Here is a 20290-nt window from a genome sequence, read left to right as displayed (position 1 = left end):
CCGCCCGGGGCCGGGGTCCGCCGTCAGACGCCCGTCACCCTCCCGTCGCACTCCCGCCCGCGGGCCGTGCCGCGCCGCGGGCGGGAGTACGACGGTGACGACGGGCCCCGGCGGGGCGCGTGTCGACCGCGCACGGTCACCAGGTGACCGGCAGCTCGCGGACGTTGAAGATGGACGTCTTCGTACGCAGCGGGATGTCGGACGACGGCACGGCCAGCCGCAGCCCCGGCAGGCCCTCGAACAGGGTCCGCAGCCCGGCCTTGAGGAGCACCCGGGCGAGGTTCTGCCCGATGCACTGGTGGATGCCGTGCCCGAAGGCCACGTGCCCGGCGGCGTCGCGGCCCAGGTCCAGCTTGGCCGGGTCCGGGAAGACCGACGGATCGCGGTTGGCGGCCGGCAGGGACACCGTGACGGTCTCGCCCTTACGGACCAGGACGTCACCGAGCTGCACGTCCTCCAGCGCGGTCCGGAAGATCTCGTACTGGTTGACCGTGACGTAGCGCAGCAGTTCCTCGAGGCCCTTGTCGAGCAGCGCGGGTTCGGCCCGCAGCCGCTCCAACTGGTCCGTGTGGTGCAACAGCGCGAAGCTGCTGACCGCGAGGGCGCCCTCGGTGGTGACGGTGCCCGCGACGAACAGGAGCATCAGGATGCTCGTCAGTTCCTCGTCGTTCAGCTCGCCGGCCTGGACCAGCCGGGTGATGATGTCGTCGCCCGGCTCGTCGCGCTTGCGGGCCACGAACTGCGGGACCATGTTGAACGTCTCCGTGGCGACCCGGTCGGCCCAGTCGATGTCCGCCTCGGGGTTGTGGATGACGTCCGGGTACTCCGCGAGCTTGAGGTACTCCTCCTCGGAGAGCCCGAGCAGATCGGTGATCACCCGCAGCACCAGCGGCTCGACGTAGTGGCGTACCAGGTCGGCCCCGGGCCCCTGCTCCTTGAGCAGCTCCAGCTGAGAGGTCGCGAACTCCTGTATTTTCGGCGCCAGTTGGTTCATGCGGCGGGTGGTGAACTCGCCGGTCAGCATCCGCCGGTACTTCGTGTGGTCCGGCGGGTCCATGTGGATGAACATGCCCGGCACCGCGGGCCAGACCGGGATCGGCTCACCGTTCTTCGTGACCGGGAAGTGCCCGATCTCGATGTCGTGGCTGAACCGCGGATCGGCCAGGACCTGGCGGGTCAGCTCGTAGTTGCAGACGAACCAGCCCAGGTGCCCGGAGGGGTAGGTCATCCGTACGGCGGGCTGCTCCTCGCGGAGCGCATCGAACAGCGCCGGCGGATCGAAGGCGTCGGTGCGGTCCCAGTGTTGCTGGAAGGTGATGGTGTCGACCATGAACGGCCCTCTTCTCAGACGGTGGCCAGCTTCCGCAGCGTCTCGATCGCAGTGGCCTTGGATTTGTCGGCGGCGGGGATGAATTGCGCCAGCGGCGGAGCGACGTGCGCCATCGTCAGCTCGGCCTGCACGAAGGTCAGGTCCTCGTCGAGGCCGATCGAGGCCAGCACGTGCCGCAGATACGGCTCCACGTGGTCCCGGGGCTCGCGCGAGGGCACCATCGAGTTGGAGCCGCCGCGGGCACTGGTCAGGACGACCTGCTTGCCCTTGAGCAGAGCGCCCGCACCCGGGATCACCTGGTGCCGGGGGACGACGATCCAGTCGAACCACGCCTTGAGCGTGGAGGGGATGTTGTAGTTGTACATCGGGACGCCGATCAGGATCGTCGTCGCCTCACGGATCTCGGCGATCAGCCGCGCGGCGAGTTCGCGCTCCTGCTCCGTCTCGCCGTGGTGGCCGCCCGCCGGATCGTACAGGTGCTCCCGGATTCCGTGGGTGAGGTGCGGCACCGGATCGGTGGCCAGGTCGCGGTAGACGTAGCCGGCCCCCGGATGCGCGGCCTTCCACTCCTGTGCGAAGAAGGCGCTCAGCTCCCGACTGGTGGAGCCGGTCCGGCGGATGCTGGAGTCGATGTGCAGCAGCACGGGCATGCAGTCTCCTTCGCACGTACGGGTGCGACGTGTCGGGGTGTGTGAACAGCGGCCCGGTCAGGCTATGAAGCCCCGTGGAGCGCCCACATCCCTCGTCTTGATAGGCGCCGCGGACCGCCCCCGGAGCGCCGGGGGTCCCGCCCGCCGGCAGGGACTCAACGGCCGGTCAGGGAACGGGAGACGACGCGCAGCACCGCGGGGGCCTGCTCGACGAGGAAGAAGTGACCGCCGGGGAAGCGGTGCAGCGCGAAGGCGCCGTCGGTGTGCTCGCGCCACGCCTCGGCCTCCTCCTGGGACACCCGCGGGTCCCGGTCGCCGGTCAGCACGGTCACCGGGCAGTGGAGCATCCGGCCCGGCACGTCCCGGTACGTCTCGACCGCCCGGTAGTCGGCACGGATGGCGGGCATGCTCATGGCGAGCACATCGGGGTCGGACAGGAACGGCGCGTCGGGTCCGGACAGCAGCTTCATCTCGGCCACGACCTCGTCGTCGCTGCGCCGGTGCACGTTCTCCGGCCGGTGGCGCGAGGGAGCCCGGCGGCCCGACGCGAACAGATGGCTCGGGCCGGGCCGGCCGGTCTCCTGGAGCCGCAGGGCCAGCTCGTAGGCCAGGGTGGCGCCCATGCTGTGTCCGAACAGGGCGAACGGCCGGTCGCTGATCGGGGTCAGCGCGGCGAAGATCCGGTCGACCAGCTCGGAGATGTTGTCGATGTTGGCTTCGGTACGCCGGTCCTGCCGCCCGGGGTACTGCACCGCCAGCACCTCCACAGCGGGCGACAGCGACCTCGCCACCGGGAAGTAGAAACTGGACGATCCGCCGGCGTGCGGCAGGCACACCAGCCGGGGCGCGCCGTCGGGCGCCGGCTGGAAGCGGCGGATCCAACGGCTGGCGGCGACCGTCTCGACCTGGCTCTGGGACACGCTGCTGCTCCTTGCGTCGACAACGCCGCGAGGCCGGACGCCTCGCGGGGCCGGACCGGAAGGGGTCCCGGAAAATGCTCCGGGACAGCCCCCCGGCGGCGCCCCACCAGGTTTGACAGTCCTGCCGTGTCCGTGGGTTCCGTCGGCCGGTCGCCACTCCTGGCGGTCAGCCGTGGGTTCCGTCGGCCGGTCGCCACTCCTGGTGGTCAGCCGTGGGTCCCGCCGGCCGGTCGCCACTCCTGGCGGTCAGCCGTGGGTTCCGTCGGTCGGTCGCCATTTCTGGTGGTCAGCCGTGGGTTCCGTCGGTCGGTCGCCATTTCTGGTGGTCAGCCGTGGGTTCCGCCGGCCGGTCGCCACTCCTGGCGGTCAGCCGTGGGTCCCGCGAACCGGTGCCCGTACTGCCGGTTCGTCGCCGGTTCCACCGGTCAGTCGCTCTGCTCGGCCAGGCGTGTCCACAGGCTCGTGAGCTCGCCCCGGGACGAGACGCTCAGCTTGCCGAAGATGCTTTTCAGGTGGTAGGCGACGGTGTGTCGGGACAGGTAGATCTGGTTCGCGACCTGGCTGTTCGTCAGGCCCTGTGAGACCAGCTCGGCCACCTGCGTCTCGGTCTCGGTCAGACTGGAGCGGCCCGAGGGCGCTTCCACGGAGCGTGCCGACGGGGACCGCCGCCGGTGGTCGCGCATGTCGCGCAGCCTGGCCCTGACGCGGGCGAAGTCGTGCAGGGAGCCGATCGCGTCGTAGGCCTTCAGCGCCTGCTCGAGGCTCTCGATCCCGGCGGCGCGGTCACCGGGGCGGCCGGCCAGCAGCAGACCCAGGTGCTCGGTGGCCAAGGCCCGCGTCCATGGGTCGGTGTGCTCCTGCGCGGCCCGCCGTAACTCCTCGGCCTCCTGGTGGAGCAGGCCCGCGGCGTGCATGGCGGAGACCTGCAACGTGTGGAACTCGGCGTTGTTGCGTGCGATGGTGTCGGCCAGTTGCACCAGGCGCTCGGCCATCCCGGTCGCCCCCGACCGGAGGGCGAAGCGGACCAGCACCGGCGCGGCGGCGGGCTGCCCCAGGAAGATATCGTTGTCGTAGAGGGCGTTCTCCGCGACCGCGGCCATCACGCGCGCGGCCTCCTGCGGGCCGCGGTGGACGCGCACCACCTGAGCGGTGATCCAGGCGGCGTCCGCGCCGATCAGCGGCAGCCGGCCGAAAAGGGCGTCCTCACACAGGCGCTGCGAGTAACGTAACGCCGTGCGCAGGTCGTTCAGGCGTAAGCCCACGGTGGTCATGACGATGTGTCCGAGGGGCACGATCCGGCAGTTCTCCTGCCGTTCGGCCTCGTCCAGACCGGCCGTGGCCAGCTTCAGCGCCTCTCTGTAGCGGCCCTGCGCGAGCCGTATGTGGGCCCGCACTATGGCCGCGTCCGCGCCGCCGTGCCGCCGGGCGTGGGGGACGAGGAAGCGTTCGAGCGCCGCCTCCGCCTCCGCCGTCCGGCGCAGCTGGGTGAGCTGGAGCGTCAGGACCAGTCCGGCGGCGGAGAGGTCCTGGCGGTTGTGTTGTTCGACGTGCTGCTCCGCCACGTTCTCCATGCAGGACAGTGCAGGTTGGACCTCGGCGTGCTGCCAGAATCGCAAACCTTTTTCGAACAGGTCCATGCGCACGTCGCATGGCGTCGTCGCCACGGCGTCGTGCGATTTCCGACTCGGACTCCTGTGGGAGATTTTCAACCTGAACATAATGGTGCTCCCGCTGTTGTCTGTCTAGACGCGACCCCCGTGAACGCGCCACGGTGGCGAGGTTTGGCGCAATCATTTCCGCCCGCGGCGACGCGACCCGTCGTGTCGATAGACAGGCCCCGTGGTGAGCCGGTTCCATGATGTGCCCAAGAGCTGCTCGCGCATGATCATTTGGGAGAACTGTTGATCAGTGCCTCTCACTGTAGTCTCACGCCCACTACGAGTATGTGAAAGCTTATCTATTTCTTGGTTGTTAAAGAGTCTGTAACAAATGCGGGCCGCGAGACCGTGCGAAGTGGGATGACCGGCCGGTCATGCCGACCAGAACGGGGCGAATCGGAACGGTGGTGCGTGGAGTCGGGGCCGCCGACGCCGTCGCTACCAATCTGGGGGATGTGACGCTCTGTCGGAGCGATCTAGCGTGGCGTCACAGCGGTCGGGGAAAGCGGTGGTGAGCGGGGCGGGAGGCGCCCGCCGGCCTGCTTCGCCGGGTGCCGGCGGTGACCCGCGCGGCCCGGTCCGGTACCTGGCGCGGGTGCGGTCGCACCCTTCATCGGGATTCGTGGCGCCTACGCAATGACTCACAGGGACGGACAGCTCTTCAGGGGGAAGGTGTGGTGGTTCCGTTCATGCGTTCCGACCTTGTCAGGCCGCTGACTGAACTCCTGATTCGGCATTCCGTGGAACGCGGTTCGCGGATTGCGTTCGCTGATGATCTGCGCGCTGTCACTTACCGCCAACTTGAGGCACGGACCCGCCGACTCGCAGGTCACCTGGTGGAACTCGGGGTCGTTCGCGGAAGTAAAGTTCTGATGTGCTTCGGTAATCGTGTAGAAATGGTGGAATCCTATCTGGCGGTGTTGCGCGCGGGCGCCGTGGCCGTACCCGTCAACCCGCGGTCCACCACCGCGGAACTGCGTTATCTGCTGGCCGACAGCGGCGCGGCCTTCGTCCTCGCACACACCTCCTGCGCGGCCGCCCTGCGCGCCGCCCACGGCGCCGAGCCGCCCGTCACGATCGTCGCCGGAGCCGGGACGCCGGAGCCGGGTGAACTCGCGTACGAGCGGCTGGCGGACGTCGAGCCGCCCACGGATCCACCCGACGACCTCGGCCTCGACGAGGTCGCGTGGATGTTCTACACATCGGGAACCACCGGACGGCCCAAGGGGGTGCTCTCCACTCAGCGCAACTGCCTCCACTCCGTGGCCGCCTGCTATGTGCCGGTGCCGCAACTGTCCCCGGAAGACCGGGTGTTGTGGCCGCTGCCGCTCTTCCACAGCCTTTCGCACATCGCCTGCGTCCTGTCCGTGACCGCCGTCGGCGCGCAGGCCCGGATCATGGCGGGCAACTCCGGCGCCGACGTGGTCGAGGCGCTGCGCGCCGAACGCTCCACGTTCCTGGCCGGCGTGCCCACCGTCTACCACCACCTCGTGCGCGCCGCACAGGACGGCTTCACCGCCCCGGACCTGCGGATCGGCCTGGTCGGCGGCGCGGTCACCAGTGCCGAACTGCAACGTGCCGTGGAGGAGACGCTCGGCGTGCCGCTGGTCGACGCCTACGGCTCCACCGAGACGTGCGGCTCCATCACCGTCAACCCGCCCGGTGGCAACCGGGTGGAGGGCTCCTGCGGACTGCCGGTGCCCGGCGTCGACGTCCGCGTCGTCGATCCCCGTACCGGCGCGGACACCGCCGACGACGAGGAGGGCGAGGTCTGGGTCCGCGGCCCCAACGTCATGGCCGGCTACCACGGTGCGCCCGAGCTCACGGCCGAGGCGTTCCGCGACGGCTGGTTCCGCACCGGCGACCTGGCCGTCCGGGCCGCCACCGGCCACCTCAGCATCCGCGGCCGGATCAAGGAACTGATCATCCGGGGCGGGGAGAACATCCACCCCGTCGAGATCGAGAGCGTGCTGCGCACCGTCCCCGGGGTCGCCGACGTGGCCGTGGCCGGGCTGCCGCACGACACCCTGGGCGAGATCCCGGCCGCCTACGTCGTCCCCGGGCCCGGCGGATACGACCTCGCCGCACTGCTGGCCCGCTGCCGCACGGAGCTGTCCGCCTTCAAGATCCCCGAGCAGGTGCACGACGTCACGGAGATCCCGCGCACCGGCTCCGGCAAGGTGATCCGGCACCGGCTCGCCGAACTCCCCACCGAACAGCGGTACTCGGCGAGCGCACCCGGCGACCCGGCACCGGCGCACCGCGCGGACCCGGCCGTCGCCGCACGGCTGCGCACCGAGCTGAGCGGCCTCGACGCGCAGGACCAGGAGGAGACGCTCACCGCCCTGGTGTGCGCCGAGGTGGGCCGGCTCCCGCTGCCGCCCGGCGCGCCGGAACCGGCTCCCGGGCAGGCCTTCCGGGACCTGGGCCTGACCTCGGCCCTGGTCGTCCAGTTGCGCGACCACCTCACGGGGCGCACCGGACTGCGGCTCACCTCCACCGTCGGCTTCGACCACCCGACGCCCGCCGCGCTCGCCGCACACCTGCGCCGCGGGCTGTTCGGGATCTCCGAACCCGACGCCCCCTCGCCCGCCGGTCCCGCGGACGCCGACGAGCCCATCGCCGTGGTCGGCATGAGCTGCGAACTGCCGGGCGGGGTCACCGGCCCGGCCGGACTGTGGGACCTGGTCCGCGCCGGACAGGAACGGCGCTCCGAGTTCCCGGCCGACCGCGGCTGGGACCTCGACCGCCTGCTCGACACGGAACCGGGCCGGACCGGCACCTCGCACACCCGCCACGGCGGCTTCCTGGCCGACGCCGCCGGCTTCGACGCCGCGTTCTTCGGGATCTCCCCGCGCGAGGCCCTGGCCATGGACCCGCAGCAGCGACTCCTCCTGGAGAACTCCTGGACGGCGCTCGAACACGCCGGTCTCGCACCCGACGGACTGCGCGGCGCCGACATCGGCGTCTTCACCGGCGTCATGAACCGCGACTACGCGAGCGGGCTGCGGCAGGTCCCCGAGGAGACCGAGGGCTTCCTCACCACCGGCCTGGCGACCAGCGTGGCCTCCGGCCGGATCGCGTACGTGTTCGGCTTCGAGGGCCCCGCGGTCACGGTGGACACCGCCTGCTCCTCCTCACTGGTCGCCGTCCACCTCGCCGCGCAGGCGCTGCGCTCGGGGGAGTGCTCGATGGCGCTCGCCGGCGGCGCCACGGTGATGGCCTCGCCGGACTCCTTCGTGGAGTTCTCCCGGCAGGGCGGCCTCGCCGCGGACGGCCGCTGCAAGTCCTTCGCGGCCGGCGCGGACGGCACGGCCTGGGCCGAGGGCGCCGGTGTCGTCGTCCTGGAGCGGCTCTCCGAGGCCCGGCGCCGCGGCCACCGCGTCCTGGCCGTGGTCCGCGGCTCCGCGGTCAACCAGGACGGCGCCTCCAACGGCCTCACCGCCCCGAACGGCCGCGCCCAGCAGCGCGTCATCCGCCGGGCCCTGGCCACGGCGGGCCTGACCGGCGCCGACGTGGACGCGGTGGAGGCGCACGGTACGGGTACGACGCTCGGCGACCCGATCGAGGCGCAGGCGCTGCTGGCCACGTACGGCCGTGACCGGGACGCGGACAACCCGCTGTGGCTGGGTTCGGTGAAGTCCAACATCGGCCACGCGCAGGCCGCCGCCGGAGTGACCGGGCTGATCAAGATGGTGCAGGCGCTGCGCCACGAGGAACTGCCGCCCACCCTGCACGTCGACGAGCCGACCCCCGAGGTCGACTGGTCCGGCGGCACGGTACGGCTGCTCACCGAGACCCGGCCGTGGCCGCGCACCGACCGGCCGCGCCGGGCCGGTGTCTCCGCCTTCGGCATCAGCGGCACCAACGCCCACGTGATCATCGAGGAGGCGCCGGCCGAGCCGCCCGCCACCGACGAACCCGGCACCGAACCCGACGCCGTGCTGCCCCTGGTCCTCTCCGCGCGGGGCACCGCAGCCCTCACCGAACAGGCCCGCCGCCTCGCCGACTTCCTCGCGACGGACCGGGCGGACCTCCGGCAGGTCGCCCGCACCCTGGCCGACCGGCGGGCCACGCTGCCCGACCGGACCGTCGTCGTCGCGGCCGACCGGGCCGCCGCGGTCACCGCCCTGACCGCGCCGATCCCGGCCGCCGCCGACCGCGGTGACACCGGCGTGGTGTTCCTCTTCCCCGGACAGGGCGCCCAGTGGGCCGGGATGGCCCGCGGCCTGTACCACCGGTTCCCGGCGTTCGCGCGGCGCTTCGACGAGACCTGCGCGCTGCTCGACGAGCACCTGGCGGGCGCCGTCTCGTGCCCGGTCGCGGACGCGGCGTTCGGCGCGGTGGGCGAGGACGCCGCGGACCTCGTCGACGGCGCGGTACCCGGCCTCGGCCCGCTCGACCAGACCGTACTGTCCCAGGCCGCCCTCTTCGCCGTGCAGAGCGGGCTCCTGGCCCTGCTGCGGCAGGCGGGCGTCCGGCCCGCCGCGCTGGCCGGACACTCGATCGGCGAGGTGGCCGCGGCCCACGCCGCCGGAGCGCTCTCCCTGCCCGACGCGGCCCGCCTGGTGGCCGCCCGCGGCCGGGCCATGCAACGCGCCGCCGCGGGCGGGGCGATGGCCGCCGTGGCGGCGGCCGAAGCGGACGTCCGCCCGCTGCTGCGCGACGGCGTGGAGATATCCGCCGTCAACGGCCCGGCGGCCGTCGTCGTCTCCGGCCGCGGCGGCGCCGTGACCGACCTCGTCGCCGCCGCCCGGGAACGCGGCTGGCGGGTCCGCGAGCTGCGCGTCTCGCACGCCTTCCACTCCGCCGCCATGGAACCGGTGCTGCCCGGCTTCCGCGACGCGATCGAGCACCTCGACCGGCGGGCCCCCACCCTGCCGGTCTACGCCGGCCGCACCGGGGCCCGCGCCGCCGACGACTTCGCCACCGCGGACTACTGGGTCGCCCAGACCCGGCACCCGGTCCGCTTCGGCGACGCCGTGGCCGCCGCGCTGGCCGACGGACACCGCACCTTCCTCGAGCTGGGCCCGGCGACGCTGGGCGGACTGATCGGCGAGCCGGATGCCGTCACGCACAGCTTGCTGCGCCGGGACCGCGACGACCGGCAACAGCAGGAGGACCTGCTGCGCGCCCTCGCCGCGCTGCACACCGACGGCACGACCGTCGACTGGGGCGCGCTGCTGCCGCCGGGCGCCGACCCGGTCGTGGACCTGCCGACGTACCCCTTCCAGCACCAGCGCTACTGGCTCACCGACGCCGCCCGCCCCCGCGGCGGCGACGGGCTCGGCCTCGGCGCCGCCGGACACCCGCTGGTCGACGCGTTCGTCGAGGCACCCGGCACGGACGTCCGGATCGCCGCCGCGACCTGGTCCCGGCGGACGCTGCCCTGGTCCACCGTGCCCGCCGCGGCCCTGGTCGAACTGGCCATCCGGCTCGGCGACGAACTGGGCACGCCCCGGCTGCGCGAACTCGTCGTGGACCGGCCGCTCACGCTTCCCGAGCGCGGCGGGATCGCGGCGCGGGTCACCGTGGACACCGCGGGCGACGACGGGACGCGTGCGCTGCGCGTCCACACCCGGGGCGGGGCGGACACCGGCTGGCGGGAACACGCACGGGGAGTCCTGGAACCGGACACCGCGCTGCGCGAGGTCCCGGCCGAGGGCGCCGGTGAGGCCGAAGAGTCCGCGTACGCCGTTGAGTCCGCGTACGCCGTTGAGGCCGCGTACGACGTTGAGCCCGCGTACGACGATGAGTCCGCGTACGCCGATGAGCCCGCGTCCGACAATGAGTTCGCGTACGCCGAAGAGTTCGCCCAAGACGCCACGCCCGACGCCACGCCCGACGGCGACACCAGCGCCTACGACGTCGCGCTCGGCCCCGACGACGACGCCGGCGCCTACGGACTGCACCCCACCCTGCTGGACGCCGCCGTACGGACCGTCCTCGGCGACGGACGGCACCCGGCGCGCTGGAGCGGCGTCTCGCTGCTCGCCTCCGGTGCCACCGCCGTACGCGCACGCTCGGCCGGCTCCCCCTCCGCCGAGGGCGCTCGGCTGGTCCTGAGCGATCCGGACGGCCGCCCCGTGATGACCGTCGACGCGGTGGCCGGCGCCGAGCTCGGCGCCGAGCAGCTGCGGGCCGACCCCGGCCTGCTCCGCGACGCGCTGTTCCGTCCCGAGTGGACGGCCGTCGACCTGCCCGTCCCGGCCGCCGGGAGCGGCGACCTCCCGGACCCGGTGCGGGTCGCGACCGCCGCCGACCTGGCCGTGCTGGCCGCGGGCGGCGACGCGCCCGGACTGCTGCTGTTCGAGGTCGGCGCGGACCTGCTCGACGACCCGCTGGCGGCCACCGGCACCGTCCTGGAGGTGCTGCACCGCTGGCTCGCCGAGCCCGCCCTGGAGCGGACCCGCCTGCTCGTGCTCACCCGCGACGCCGAACAACCGGGCATCGACCGGCCGGGCGCCGCGGCCGTCGCGGGCCTGATCCGCTCGGCACAGTCCGAGAACCCCGGACGGCTCCACCTGGTGGCCGCCGACACGCCCCCCACCCCCGGCACCCTGCGCGCCATCGCCGCCGCCGGCCATCCGCAGACCCGGATCAGCGGAGCGGCAGGAGCGGCCGGAGCGGACCGGCCGACGGTTCTGCTGCCCCGGCTCACTCCGGTCCCGGTGCGGCCGGCCGACCCCCGACTCGCCCCCGGCGGCACCGTCCTGATCACCGGCGGCACCGGCACCCTCGGCGCCCTCGTGGCCCGGCACCTCGTCACCCGGCACGGCGTACGCCACCTGCTGCTGGTCAGCCGCCGGGGACCCGCCGCGCCCGGCGCGCGGCGGCTGACCGACGACCTCACCGCGCTCGGCGCCGAGGTCACCGTCGCCGCCTGCGACGCCGCCGACCGGCCGAGCCTGGCCGCGCTGCTCGACTCGATTCCCGCCGCACACCCGCTGACCGGCGTCGTGCACGCGGGCGGCGTCCTCGACGACGGCGTCCTCACCGCGCTCACCCCGCAGCGCCTGGCCACCGTGCTGCGCCCCAAGGCGGACGCCGCGCTCGCGCTCGACGAACTCACCCGGAACCTCGACCTGGCCGCCTTCGTGCTGTTCTCCTCGGCCGCGGGCGTGTTCGGCAACCCGGGCCAGGCCAACTACGCCGCCGCCAACGCCACCCTCGACGCGCTCGCCGAACGACGCCATGCCCAGGGGCTGCCCGCCGTCGCCATCGCCTGGGGACAGTGGGCGCCACCCGGCGAGATGACCGGCCGGATGAGCGCCACCGACCTGCGGCGCACCCGCCGTACGGGCATGGTCGCCCTCACCGAGGCGGCCGGCCTGACGCTCCTGGACGCCGCCCTCGGCGCCGGACAGCCCGTGCTGGTCGCCGCCCAGCTCGACCTGCCGACCGTGCGCGCCGCCGCGTCCGGCGCCGCCCTCAGCCCGCTGCTGCGGGCCCTCGCCCCGCCCGCGCGCCCGGCCGCCGGCGCCCCACCGGCCGGTCCGGACGGCCTGGCACGGCGCCTGGCGCCGCTGCCCCCCGCCGAGCGGGACGCCGCGCTGCTCGAACTCGTCCGCCGGCACGCCGCCGACGTGCTCGGACACCCCGACGCCACGGCGATCCGGCCCGACCGGGCCTTCCGCGAGGCCGGCTTCGACTCGCTGACCGGCGTCGAACTGCGCAACCGGCTGGCCGCGGCGACCGGCCTGCGGCTGAGCCCCACCGTCACCTTCGACCACCCGACGGCCGCCCGGCTCGCGGCCCGCCTCGGCACCCTGCTCCTGCCGGAGCCGGCGCGGGAGGCCCGCCCGACCGTGCCGCGGGCCGCCCCGGCGGACGAGCCCGTCGCGATCGTCGCCATGGGATGCCGCTTCCCCGGCGGCGTCACAGGCCCCGAGGACCTCTGGCGGATCGTCGCCGACGGCGTCGACACGGTCGGCCCGTTCCCCGCCGACCGCGGCCTCGACGCCGAGGCGCACTACGACCCCGACCCCGACCGGGCCGGCGCCGTCTACGTCCGCGACGCCGCCTTCCTCGACGACGCCGCCGGCTTCGACGCCGCGTTCTTCGGCATCTCGCCCAACGAGGCGCTGGCCATGGACCCCCAGCAGCGGCTGCTCCTGGAGACGTCGTGGGAGACCTTCGAACGGGCCGGGATCGACCCGGACACGCTGCGCGGCCAGGAGGTCGGCGTCTTCGTCGGCACCAACAGCAACGACTACGCCCTGCGCCTGCACGACGCGAACGCGCTCGAAGGACTGCGCCTGACCGGCGTCTCACCCGGTGTCGCCTCGGGCCGTATCGCCTACCACCTCGGACTCGAAGGCCCCGCCCTCACCCTGGACACCGCCTGCTCCGGCTCGCTGGTCGCCCTGCACCTGGCCGCGCAGGCACTGCGCCGCGGAGAGTGCACGATGGCCCTGGCCGGCGGTGTCATGGTCATCGCCGCCCTCGACACCTTCGTGGAGTTCTCCCGGCAGCGCGGCCTCGCACCCGACGGCCGGTGCAAGGCCTTCGCCGACGGCGCCGACGGCACCGGCTGGTCCGAGGGCGTCGGCCTGCTGCTGGTCGAACGGCTCTCCGACGCCCGGCGCAACGGGCACGAGGTCCTCGCCGTGCTGCGCGGCAGCGCGGTCAACCAGGACGGCGCCTCCAACGGACTCACCGCGCCCAACGGGCCCTCGCAGGAACGCGTCATCCGGCGCGCCCTGGCCGACGCCGGCCTCACCCCCGCGGACGTCGACGCCGTCGAGGCACACGGCACCGGCACCGCCCTCGGCGACCCGATCGAGGCGCAGGCACTCCTCGCCGCCTACGGCCAGGACCGCGCGGACGGCGCACCGCTGTGGCTCGGCTCGGTCAAGTCGAACATCGGGCACACCCAGGCCGCCGCGGGCGTCGCCGGGGTCATCAAGATGGTGCAGGCCCTGCGGCACGGCGTGCTGCCCCGCACGCTGCACGCCGACCGGCCCACCACGCAGGTGGACTGGACGGCCGGCGCGGTGCGGCTCCTGACCGAGCAGCAGCCCTGGCCGCGCACCGACCGCCCCCGGCGCGCGGGAGTGTCCGCCTTCGGCGTCAGCGGCACCAACGCCCACGTCATCCTCGAACAAGCGCCTCCGGCCGCACCAGAAGCCGGGCCCGAGGGCGACGCCACCGACGGCACGCCGGTGCCCGTGCTGCTGTCCGCGCGTACCCCCGCCGCGCTGCGGGAGCAGGCCGCCCGACTGGCCGGACACCTCGCCGCACACCCCGACCTGCCGCTGCGCGACGTCGCGTGGACCCTGCTGCACGGCCGGGCACGCCTGGAGCACCGGGCCGTCGTGGTCGCCGCCGACCGGGCCGAACTCCTCGGCGAACTCGGCCGGCTGGCCACCGGCACGGCCGGGGAGACGGTCGCCGCCGGCACCGCGACCGAGGGCCGGCTCGCCTACCTCTGCACCGGCCAGGGCAGCCAGCGAGCCGGTGTCGCACGCCGCCTCGCCGACGCCCACCCCGTCTTCCGTACCGCCCACGACGAGGCACTGGCGGCGGTGGAACGGCACCTGGCGCCCTACGACCCGCCCCGGCCGCCGCACGCGGTCGCCCACGCCGAGCCCGGCACGCCCGACGCCGTCCTCCTCGACGAGACGCTCTACACCCAGGCCGCGCTCTTCGCCCTCCAGACCGGGCTGTTCCGGCTGCTGGAGTCCTGGGGCATCCGCCCCGACCACCTCGCCGGGCACTCCATCGGCGAGGTCACCGCCGCGCACCTCGCCGGCGTCCTGACCCTCGCCGACGCGGGCCGTCTCGTCGCGGCGCGCGGCGCCCTGATGCAGCGGCTGCCGCGCGGCGGCGCCATGGTCGCCGTGCAGGCCGCCGAGGACGAGGTACGGCCGCTGCTCGCCGGACACCCCGGCACCGACCTGGCCGCGGTCAACGGGCCGGACAGCGTGGTGGTCTCCGGGCAGGAGGGCGGTGTCCTCGCCATCGCCGAGGAGTTCACCGCACGCGGGCGCCGCACCCGGCGGCTGACGGTCAGCCACGCCTTCCACTCACCGCTGGTCGAGCCGATGCTCGACGCGTTCCGGGCGGTGCTCGACCAGCTCACCTTCCGGCCCGCCGCCCTGCCGATCGTCTCCACCCGCACCGGCGAACCGATCACCGCCGACGCGCTCGCCGACCCCGGCTACTGGACCGGACAGGCCCGCCACACGGTGCGGTTCGGCGACGCCGTCGCCGCGCTCCGCGACCACGGGGTCACCACCTTCGTCGAACTCGGCCCCGGCGGTGCGCTGAGCGCCATGGTGCTCACCTCCGCCCAGCCACCCGCCTCCGTTTCCTCGTCCGTGTCCGCCGAGGCCGCGGTGCCTCTCCTGCCCCACGACACCCCGGAGCACCTCGGACCGCTGCGGGCCGCCGCCCACCTCACCGTCCGCGGCCACGCCGTGCGCTGGGACCACGTGTTCGACCGGCCCGGCGTCCTCCGCACCGACCTGCCCACCTACGCGTTCCAGCACCGGCGCTACTGGCTGGACGGCCCCGGCGGCACCCCGCTCGCCGCGCTCCCGCCCACACCCGCCGTGCCCGAGCCGGGCGAGCCCGCGGACAGCGAACTCGCCGCCGAACTGGCCGCACTGACCCAGGCCGAGCAGACCCGGCGGCTGACCGCGCTGGTCCGCGACGGCGTCGCCGCGGTCCTCGGCCACCGCGACACCGAGGACATCGACCTCGCCCGCCCCTTCCGCGACCAGGGCTTCGACTCGCTCGCCGCGGTCAGACTGCGCAACTGGCTCGGGGCCCGCGCCGGCGTCGGACTGCCGGCCACCCTGCTGTTCGACCACCCGACGGCCGCCCGGCTCGTCGAGCGGATCCGCGCCGAACTGCTTGGCGAGACCCCGCCCGGCGCGGCGGCCGTGACCGCGGCCGGACACGCCGACGAGCCGATCGCCATCGTCGGCATGAGCTGCCGGCTGCCCGGCGGCGTCGACACCCCCGAGGACCTGTGGAACATGGTGCTCGACCGGCGCGACGGGCTCTCCGGCTTCCCCGCCGACCGCGGCTGGAACCTCGACGAACTCTTCTCCACCGACCCCGACCGGACCGGCACCAGCTACGTACGCACCGGCGGCTTCCTGCACGACGCCGCCTCGTTCGACGCCGGCTTCTTCGGCATCTCGCCCCGCGAGGCACTCGCGATGGACCCGCAGCAGCGGCTGCTCCTGGAGTGCTCCTGGGAGGCGATGGAGCGCGCCGGCATCGACCCGGGCAGCCCCGACGTCACCGACGTCGGCGTCTACACCGGCATCGTCTTCCACGACTACGGCACCCGGCTGCGCCGCGTCCCCGAGGAAGCCGAGGGCTACCTCGTGACCGGCGCGGCGGGCAGTGTCGCCTCCGGCCGCGTCGCCTACACCTTCGGGTTCCAGGGGCCCGCGGTCACCGTGGACACCGCCTGCTCCTCCTCGCTGGTGGCGATCCACCTCGCCGTACAGGCCCTGCGCCGCGGCGAGTGCGCCACCGCGCTGGCCGGCGGCGCCACGGTGATGCCGTCGCCCGACGCCTTCGTGGAGTTCTCCCGGCAGCGCGGCCTGGCAGCCGACGGCCGCTGCAAGTCGTTCGCCGCCGCGGCCGACGGCACGGGCTGGGCCGAGGGCGTCGGCGTCGTCGTCCTGCAACGGCTCTCCGAGGCCCGGCGGCACGGCCACCGCGTCCTCGCCGTCATCCGCGGCAGCGCCCTCAACGCCGACGGCTCCTCCAACGGGCTGACCGCCCCGAACGGCCCCGCTCAGGAACAGGTCATCCGCCGCGCCCTGGCCTCGGCGGGCCTGACCGGCGCGGACGTCGACGCCGTCGAGGCACACGGCACCGGCACCACCCTCGGCGACCCCATCGAGGCGCAGGCGCTCCTCGCGACGTACGGCAAGGAGCACGACGACGCCAACCCGCTGTGGCTCGGCTCGCTGAAGTCCAACATCGGCCACGCCCAGGCCGCCGCGGGCGTCGCCGGCGTCATCAAGATGGTGCAGGCACTGCGCCACGCCGAACTGCCGGCCACCCTCAACGTCGACGAGCCCACCCCGCAGGTCGACTGGTCCAGCGGCGGCGTGCGACTGCTGACCGAGCCACGGCCCTGGCCGGCGGCGGACCGCCCGCGCCGCGCCGCGGTGTCCGCCTTCGGCATGAGCGGCACCAACGCCCACCTCGTCCTCGAACAGGCACCCGCCGACCTCGACCTGCCCGTGACACCCCCCACCGCCACCGGCGACGACGAGCAGACCCGCGTCCTGCCGCTGGTCGTCTCGGGACGGGGCACGCCCGCGCTCGCCGCGCAGGCGGGCCGCCTCGGCGCCTTCCTCGCCGGCTCCGGCGTCCCGCTGCCCGCCGCGGCCACGGCACTCGCCCGGCGCTCCGTCCTCACCGACCGGGCCGTCGTGGTGGCCACCGACCGGCTCCGGGCCAGGGACGCGCTCGCCGCGCTCGCCGCCGGCACGCCCTCGCCCGACGTCGTGACCGCCCCGGCGGCCCGCCCGCTCGACCCGGACGCACCGGTCGTCCTCGTCTTCCCCGGCCAGGGCGGCCAGTGGGTCGGCATGGGCCGCGGCCTCCTCGCCGACTCGGCCGTCTTCGCCGCCGAGATCGACCGCTGCGCCGAAGCCCTCGAACCCTGGGTCGACTGGTCGCTGCGCGAGGTCCTCACCGCCGACGGCGAGACGGGCGCCGACCTGCTGCGCCGGGTCGACGTCGTACAGCCCGCCTGCTTCGCGGTGATGGCCGGCCTGGCCGCCGTCTGGCGCTCCCTCGGGCTGCGCCCGGACGCCGTGGTCGGCCACTCGCAGGGCGAGATCGCCGCGGCCTACGTGGCCGGCGCCCTCTCCCTGGCCGACGCCGCCCGGGTGGTGGCCGTCCGCGCCCGGGTCATCGCCGAACGACTGGCCGGGGGCGGCGCGATGGCCTCCGTGGCCCTGCCCGCCGCGCGGCTCGCCGAACGCCTCGACCCGGCCGACGGAGTCGAGATCGCCGCGGTCAACGGGCCCACGTCGGCCGTCGTCGGCGGCCCCGTCGACGCGGTCGCCCGATTGGCCGGCCTGCTCACCGGCGAGGGCGTCAAGGCACGCGTGCTCCCCGTGGACTACGCCTCGCACACCGCGCAGATCGACGCCGTCGCCGACGCGCTGCGCACCGAACTCGCCGGCATCGAGGCACGACAGCCCGCCATCCCGCTCTACTCCACCGTCGACGACGACTGGATCCGCGAGCCCGGGGTCATGGACGGCGAGTACTGGCTGCGCAACCTGCGGCGGACCGTCCGCTTCCACGACGCCGTACGCGCCCTCGCGGGCAGTGGCCACAGCGTCTTCGTCGACCTGGGCGCACATCCCGTGCTGGTCCAGCCGATCACCGAGACGCTCGACGAGTTCGGCGCCGCCACCGCCGTCACCGGCTCACTGCGCCGCGACGAACCCGAACTGCGCCGCCTGCTGCTCAGCGCGGCGGAACTCTTCGTCCGGGGCGTACCCGTCGACTGGACCGCGGCACTGCCGCCGGCCGGCGAACCGGTCGCGCTGCCCACGTACGCCTTCCAGCGCCGGCACTACTGGCTGCTGGACGCCGACGGCGAGGACGCCGGTGACGACCAGGGGCCCGGCGCCGACCCCGAGTTCTGGGCCGCCGTGGAGGCCGCCGACCTGGACGGCCTGGCCCGCCTGCTGGATCTGCCGGCCGACGACGGCCGCGACGCGCTGCGCACCGTACTGCCCGGCCTGGCCGGCCGCCGCGACGGCCGCCGGGAGAGCTCCACCGCCGCCGCCCTGCGCTACGACCTCACCTGGCGCCCCCTGGAGCCGGCCGGCACCGGGCTGCCCGCCGGCCGGTGGCTGGTCGTCCTGCCGCCCGGCGACCCCGCACAGCCGGCCGCCGAGATCCTGGACGCCCTGATCGCGGCCGGCCTCGACGCCCGGCCCGTCCGCGCGCCCGCTGACCGGGAAGCGCTCGCCGACGCCGTCCGCGCGGCCGTCGCCGACGCCGAACCGCCCGGCGTGCTCAGCCTCCTCACCGCCGGCGCACTACCGGACGGCACAGCGGCCCCCGACCCCGTCGCGCCCGCCGCGGCGCTGCTCGCGCTCACCCAGGCACTCGCCGACGCCGGCGTGGACGCGCCCCTGTGGTGGGTCACGCGCGGCGCCGTCAACACCGGTATCGACGTCACCGACGTCGAGGAGTCCCAGGCCGCGCTCTGGGGACTCGGCCGCGCGGTGGCCCTCGAACACCCGGACCGCTGGGGCGGCCTGGTCGACCTGCCGCCCACCGTGGACACCCGCGTCGCCCGCACCCTGCTGGCCGTGCTCGGCGGATCCGGCGACGAGGACCAGCTCGCGGTCCGCAGGTCCGGCGCCTACACCCGCCGACTGGTCCGCAAACCGCTGCGCGAACAGAGCCCGCAGCAGCGCTGGCGGCCCCGCGGCACGGTCCTGGTCACCGGCGGCGCCGAGGGACTGGGCCTGCACATGTCGCGCCGGCTGGCCGAGGGCGGCGCGGACCGGCTGGTGGTCACCACGGACCCGGCGACCCCGGACGGCAGTGTGGCCGCGCTCCGCGCCGAACTGGCCGACGCGGGCCTTTTGACCACCGTGGCCGACTGCCCCGCCGCCGACCGCGACACGCTGGCCGCCCTGCTCACCGACGACCTGACCGCCGTCGTCCACGCCGCCGACATCACCCACACCAGCAACGTCGCCGACTCCGGCCGCGCCGACCTGGAACGGGTCTTCGCACCCAAGGTCGGCACCGCGATCTGGCTCGACGCACACCTCCACGACACCGACCTGGACGCGTTCGTCGTCTTCTCGTCCATCGCCGGCATCTGGGGCGGCGGCGGCCAGGGCGTCACCGCCGCGGCCAACGCGGCCCTCGACGCACTCGCCGAACGCCGCCGCCGCCGCGGCCTGGCCGCCGTGTCGCTGGCCTACGGCGCCTTCGACGGCATCGGCATCGGACTCGACCCGGAAGCCCTGAACCAGCTGCGCCGCCGCGGCGTGCTCGCGCTCCCGCCGCGGGCCGCGGTCGCCGCCGCGGAACGCGCCGTCGCGACCGGCGAGAAGGCCGTGACCGTCGCCGACATGGACTGGGCGGCGTTCGTCACCGGCTTCACCTCGGTGCGGCCCGCACCGCTCTTCGACGAGATCCCCGAGGCGAGCGCGGCGCTGGCGGCCCTGGCCGCCGACACCGGCGGCGCCGACTCCGCACTCGCCGAGTCCCTCAAGGGCGCGGGCGAGGCCGAACAGGACCGCATCCTGCTCAAGCTGGTGCAGAGCCAGGCGGCGGCCGTCCTCGGCCACGGCGGCACCGAGGCGATCACCCCGCTCCAGGCGTTCTCGGACGTCGGATTCGACTCGCTCGCGGCGGTCGGCTTCCGCAACAGCCTCCAGGGCGCGACCGGACTCGCCCTCCCGGCCACCCTCATCTTCGACTACCCCACCCCGGACGCACTCGTCCCCTACCTGCGGGACGAACTGCTGCGGGACCCCGCCGACGCGTACGCCGGCCGCGAGGACGAGCTGCGGCGCGTCCTGGCCGACGTACCGCTGGCCCGCTTCAAGGAACTCGGCGTGCTCGACACGCTGCTCGCGCTGGCCGAGACCGGGGAGGCCGGGCCGGCCCCCGCGGAGCCCGCGGACCAGGAATCCGAACTCATCGACACCATGGACGTCGCCGACCTCGTGCGGCACGCCATGGGCAACCTGAGCTGATCACTGACGG

Annotated in this window: 5 protein-coding genes; 1 reads left to right on the top strand and 4 read right to left on the bottom strand. The window is 74.5% G+C overall.

Going from position 1 to position 20290, the window contains the following annotated elements; all coding sequences use genetic code 11:
* Positions 1 to 136 precede the first annotated feature (136 nt).
* The 4 genes from ACFV9M_RS18350 to ACFV9M_RS18335 all read right to left on the bottom strand — a co-directional run bounded on the left by ACFV9M_RS18350 (position 137) and on the right by ACFV9M_RS18335 (position 4471).
* Positions 137 to 1330: a cytochrome P450 gene (locus ACFV9M_RS18350; RefSeq protein WP_385063127.1), complete on the bottom strand. Its 1194-nt coding sequence runs from the start codon at positions 1328 to 1330 to the stop codon at positions 137 to 139.
* 14 nt (positions 1331 to 1344) lie between these two features.
* A complete protein-coding gene (locus ACFV9M_RS18345; RefSeq protein WP_385063129.1) occupies positions 1345 to 1980 on the bottom strand; it encodes an FMN-dependent NADH-azoreductase in 636 nt (211 codons plus the stop codon).
* 155 nt (positions 1981 to 2135) lie between these two features.
* A complete protein-coding gene (locus ACFV9M_RS18340; protein WP_385063131.1) occupies positions 2136 to 2900 on the bottom strand; it encodes a thioesterase II family protein in 765 nt (254 codons plus the stop codon).
* 425 nt (positions 2901 to 3325) lie between these two features.
* A complete protein-coding gene (locus tag ACFV9M_RS18335; protein ID WP_385063133.1) occupies positions 3326 to 4471 on the bottom strand; it encodes a response regulator transcription factor in 1146 nt (381 codons plus the stop codon).
* A 776-nt stretch (positions 4472 to 5247) separates the two neighbouring features.
* On the opposite strand from ACFV9M_RS18335, the gene ACFV9M_RS18330 reads away from it, so the two are divergent.
* A complete protein-coding gene (locus tag ACFV9M_RS18330) occupies positions 5248 to 20280 on the top strand; it encodes a type I polyketide synthase (RefSeq protein ID WP_385063135.1) in 15033 nt (5010 codons plus the stop codon).
* Positions 20281 to 20290 lie beyond the last annotated feature (10 nt).

Origin of the sequence: Streptomyces sp. NPDC059895 (assembly GCF_042731035.1) — a bacterium.
Taxonomy (GTDB): Bacteria; Actinomycetota; Actinomycetes; order Streptomycetales; family Streptomycetaceae; genus Streptomyces.
The sequence above is the reverse complement of the archived record's forward strand: the minus strand, read 5'-3'. Positions and strand labels throughout refer to the sequence as shown.

Excerpts from the sequence above, each read along its gene's own strand:
- ACFV9M_RS18350 (WP_385063127.1), bottom strand. The coding sequence starts at position 1,330 with ATGGTCGACACCATCACCTTCCAGCAACACTGGGACCGCACCGACGCC.
- ACFV9M_RS18345 (WP_385063129.1), bottom strand. The coding sequence starts at position 1,980 with ATGCCCGTGCTGCTGCACATCGACTCCAGCATCCGCCGGACCGGCTCC.
- ACFV9M_RS18335 (WP_385063133.1), bottom strand. The coding sequence starts at position 4,471 with ATGGAGAACGTGGCGGAGCAGCACGTCGAACAACACAACCGCCAGGAC.
- ACFV9M_RS18330 (WP_385063135.1), top strand. The coding sequence starts at position 5,248 with ATGCGTTCCGACCTTGTCAGGCCGCTGACTGAACTCCTGATTCGGCAT.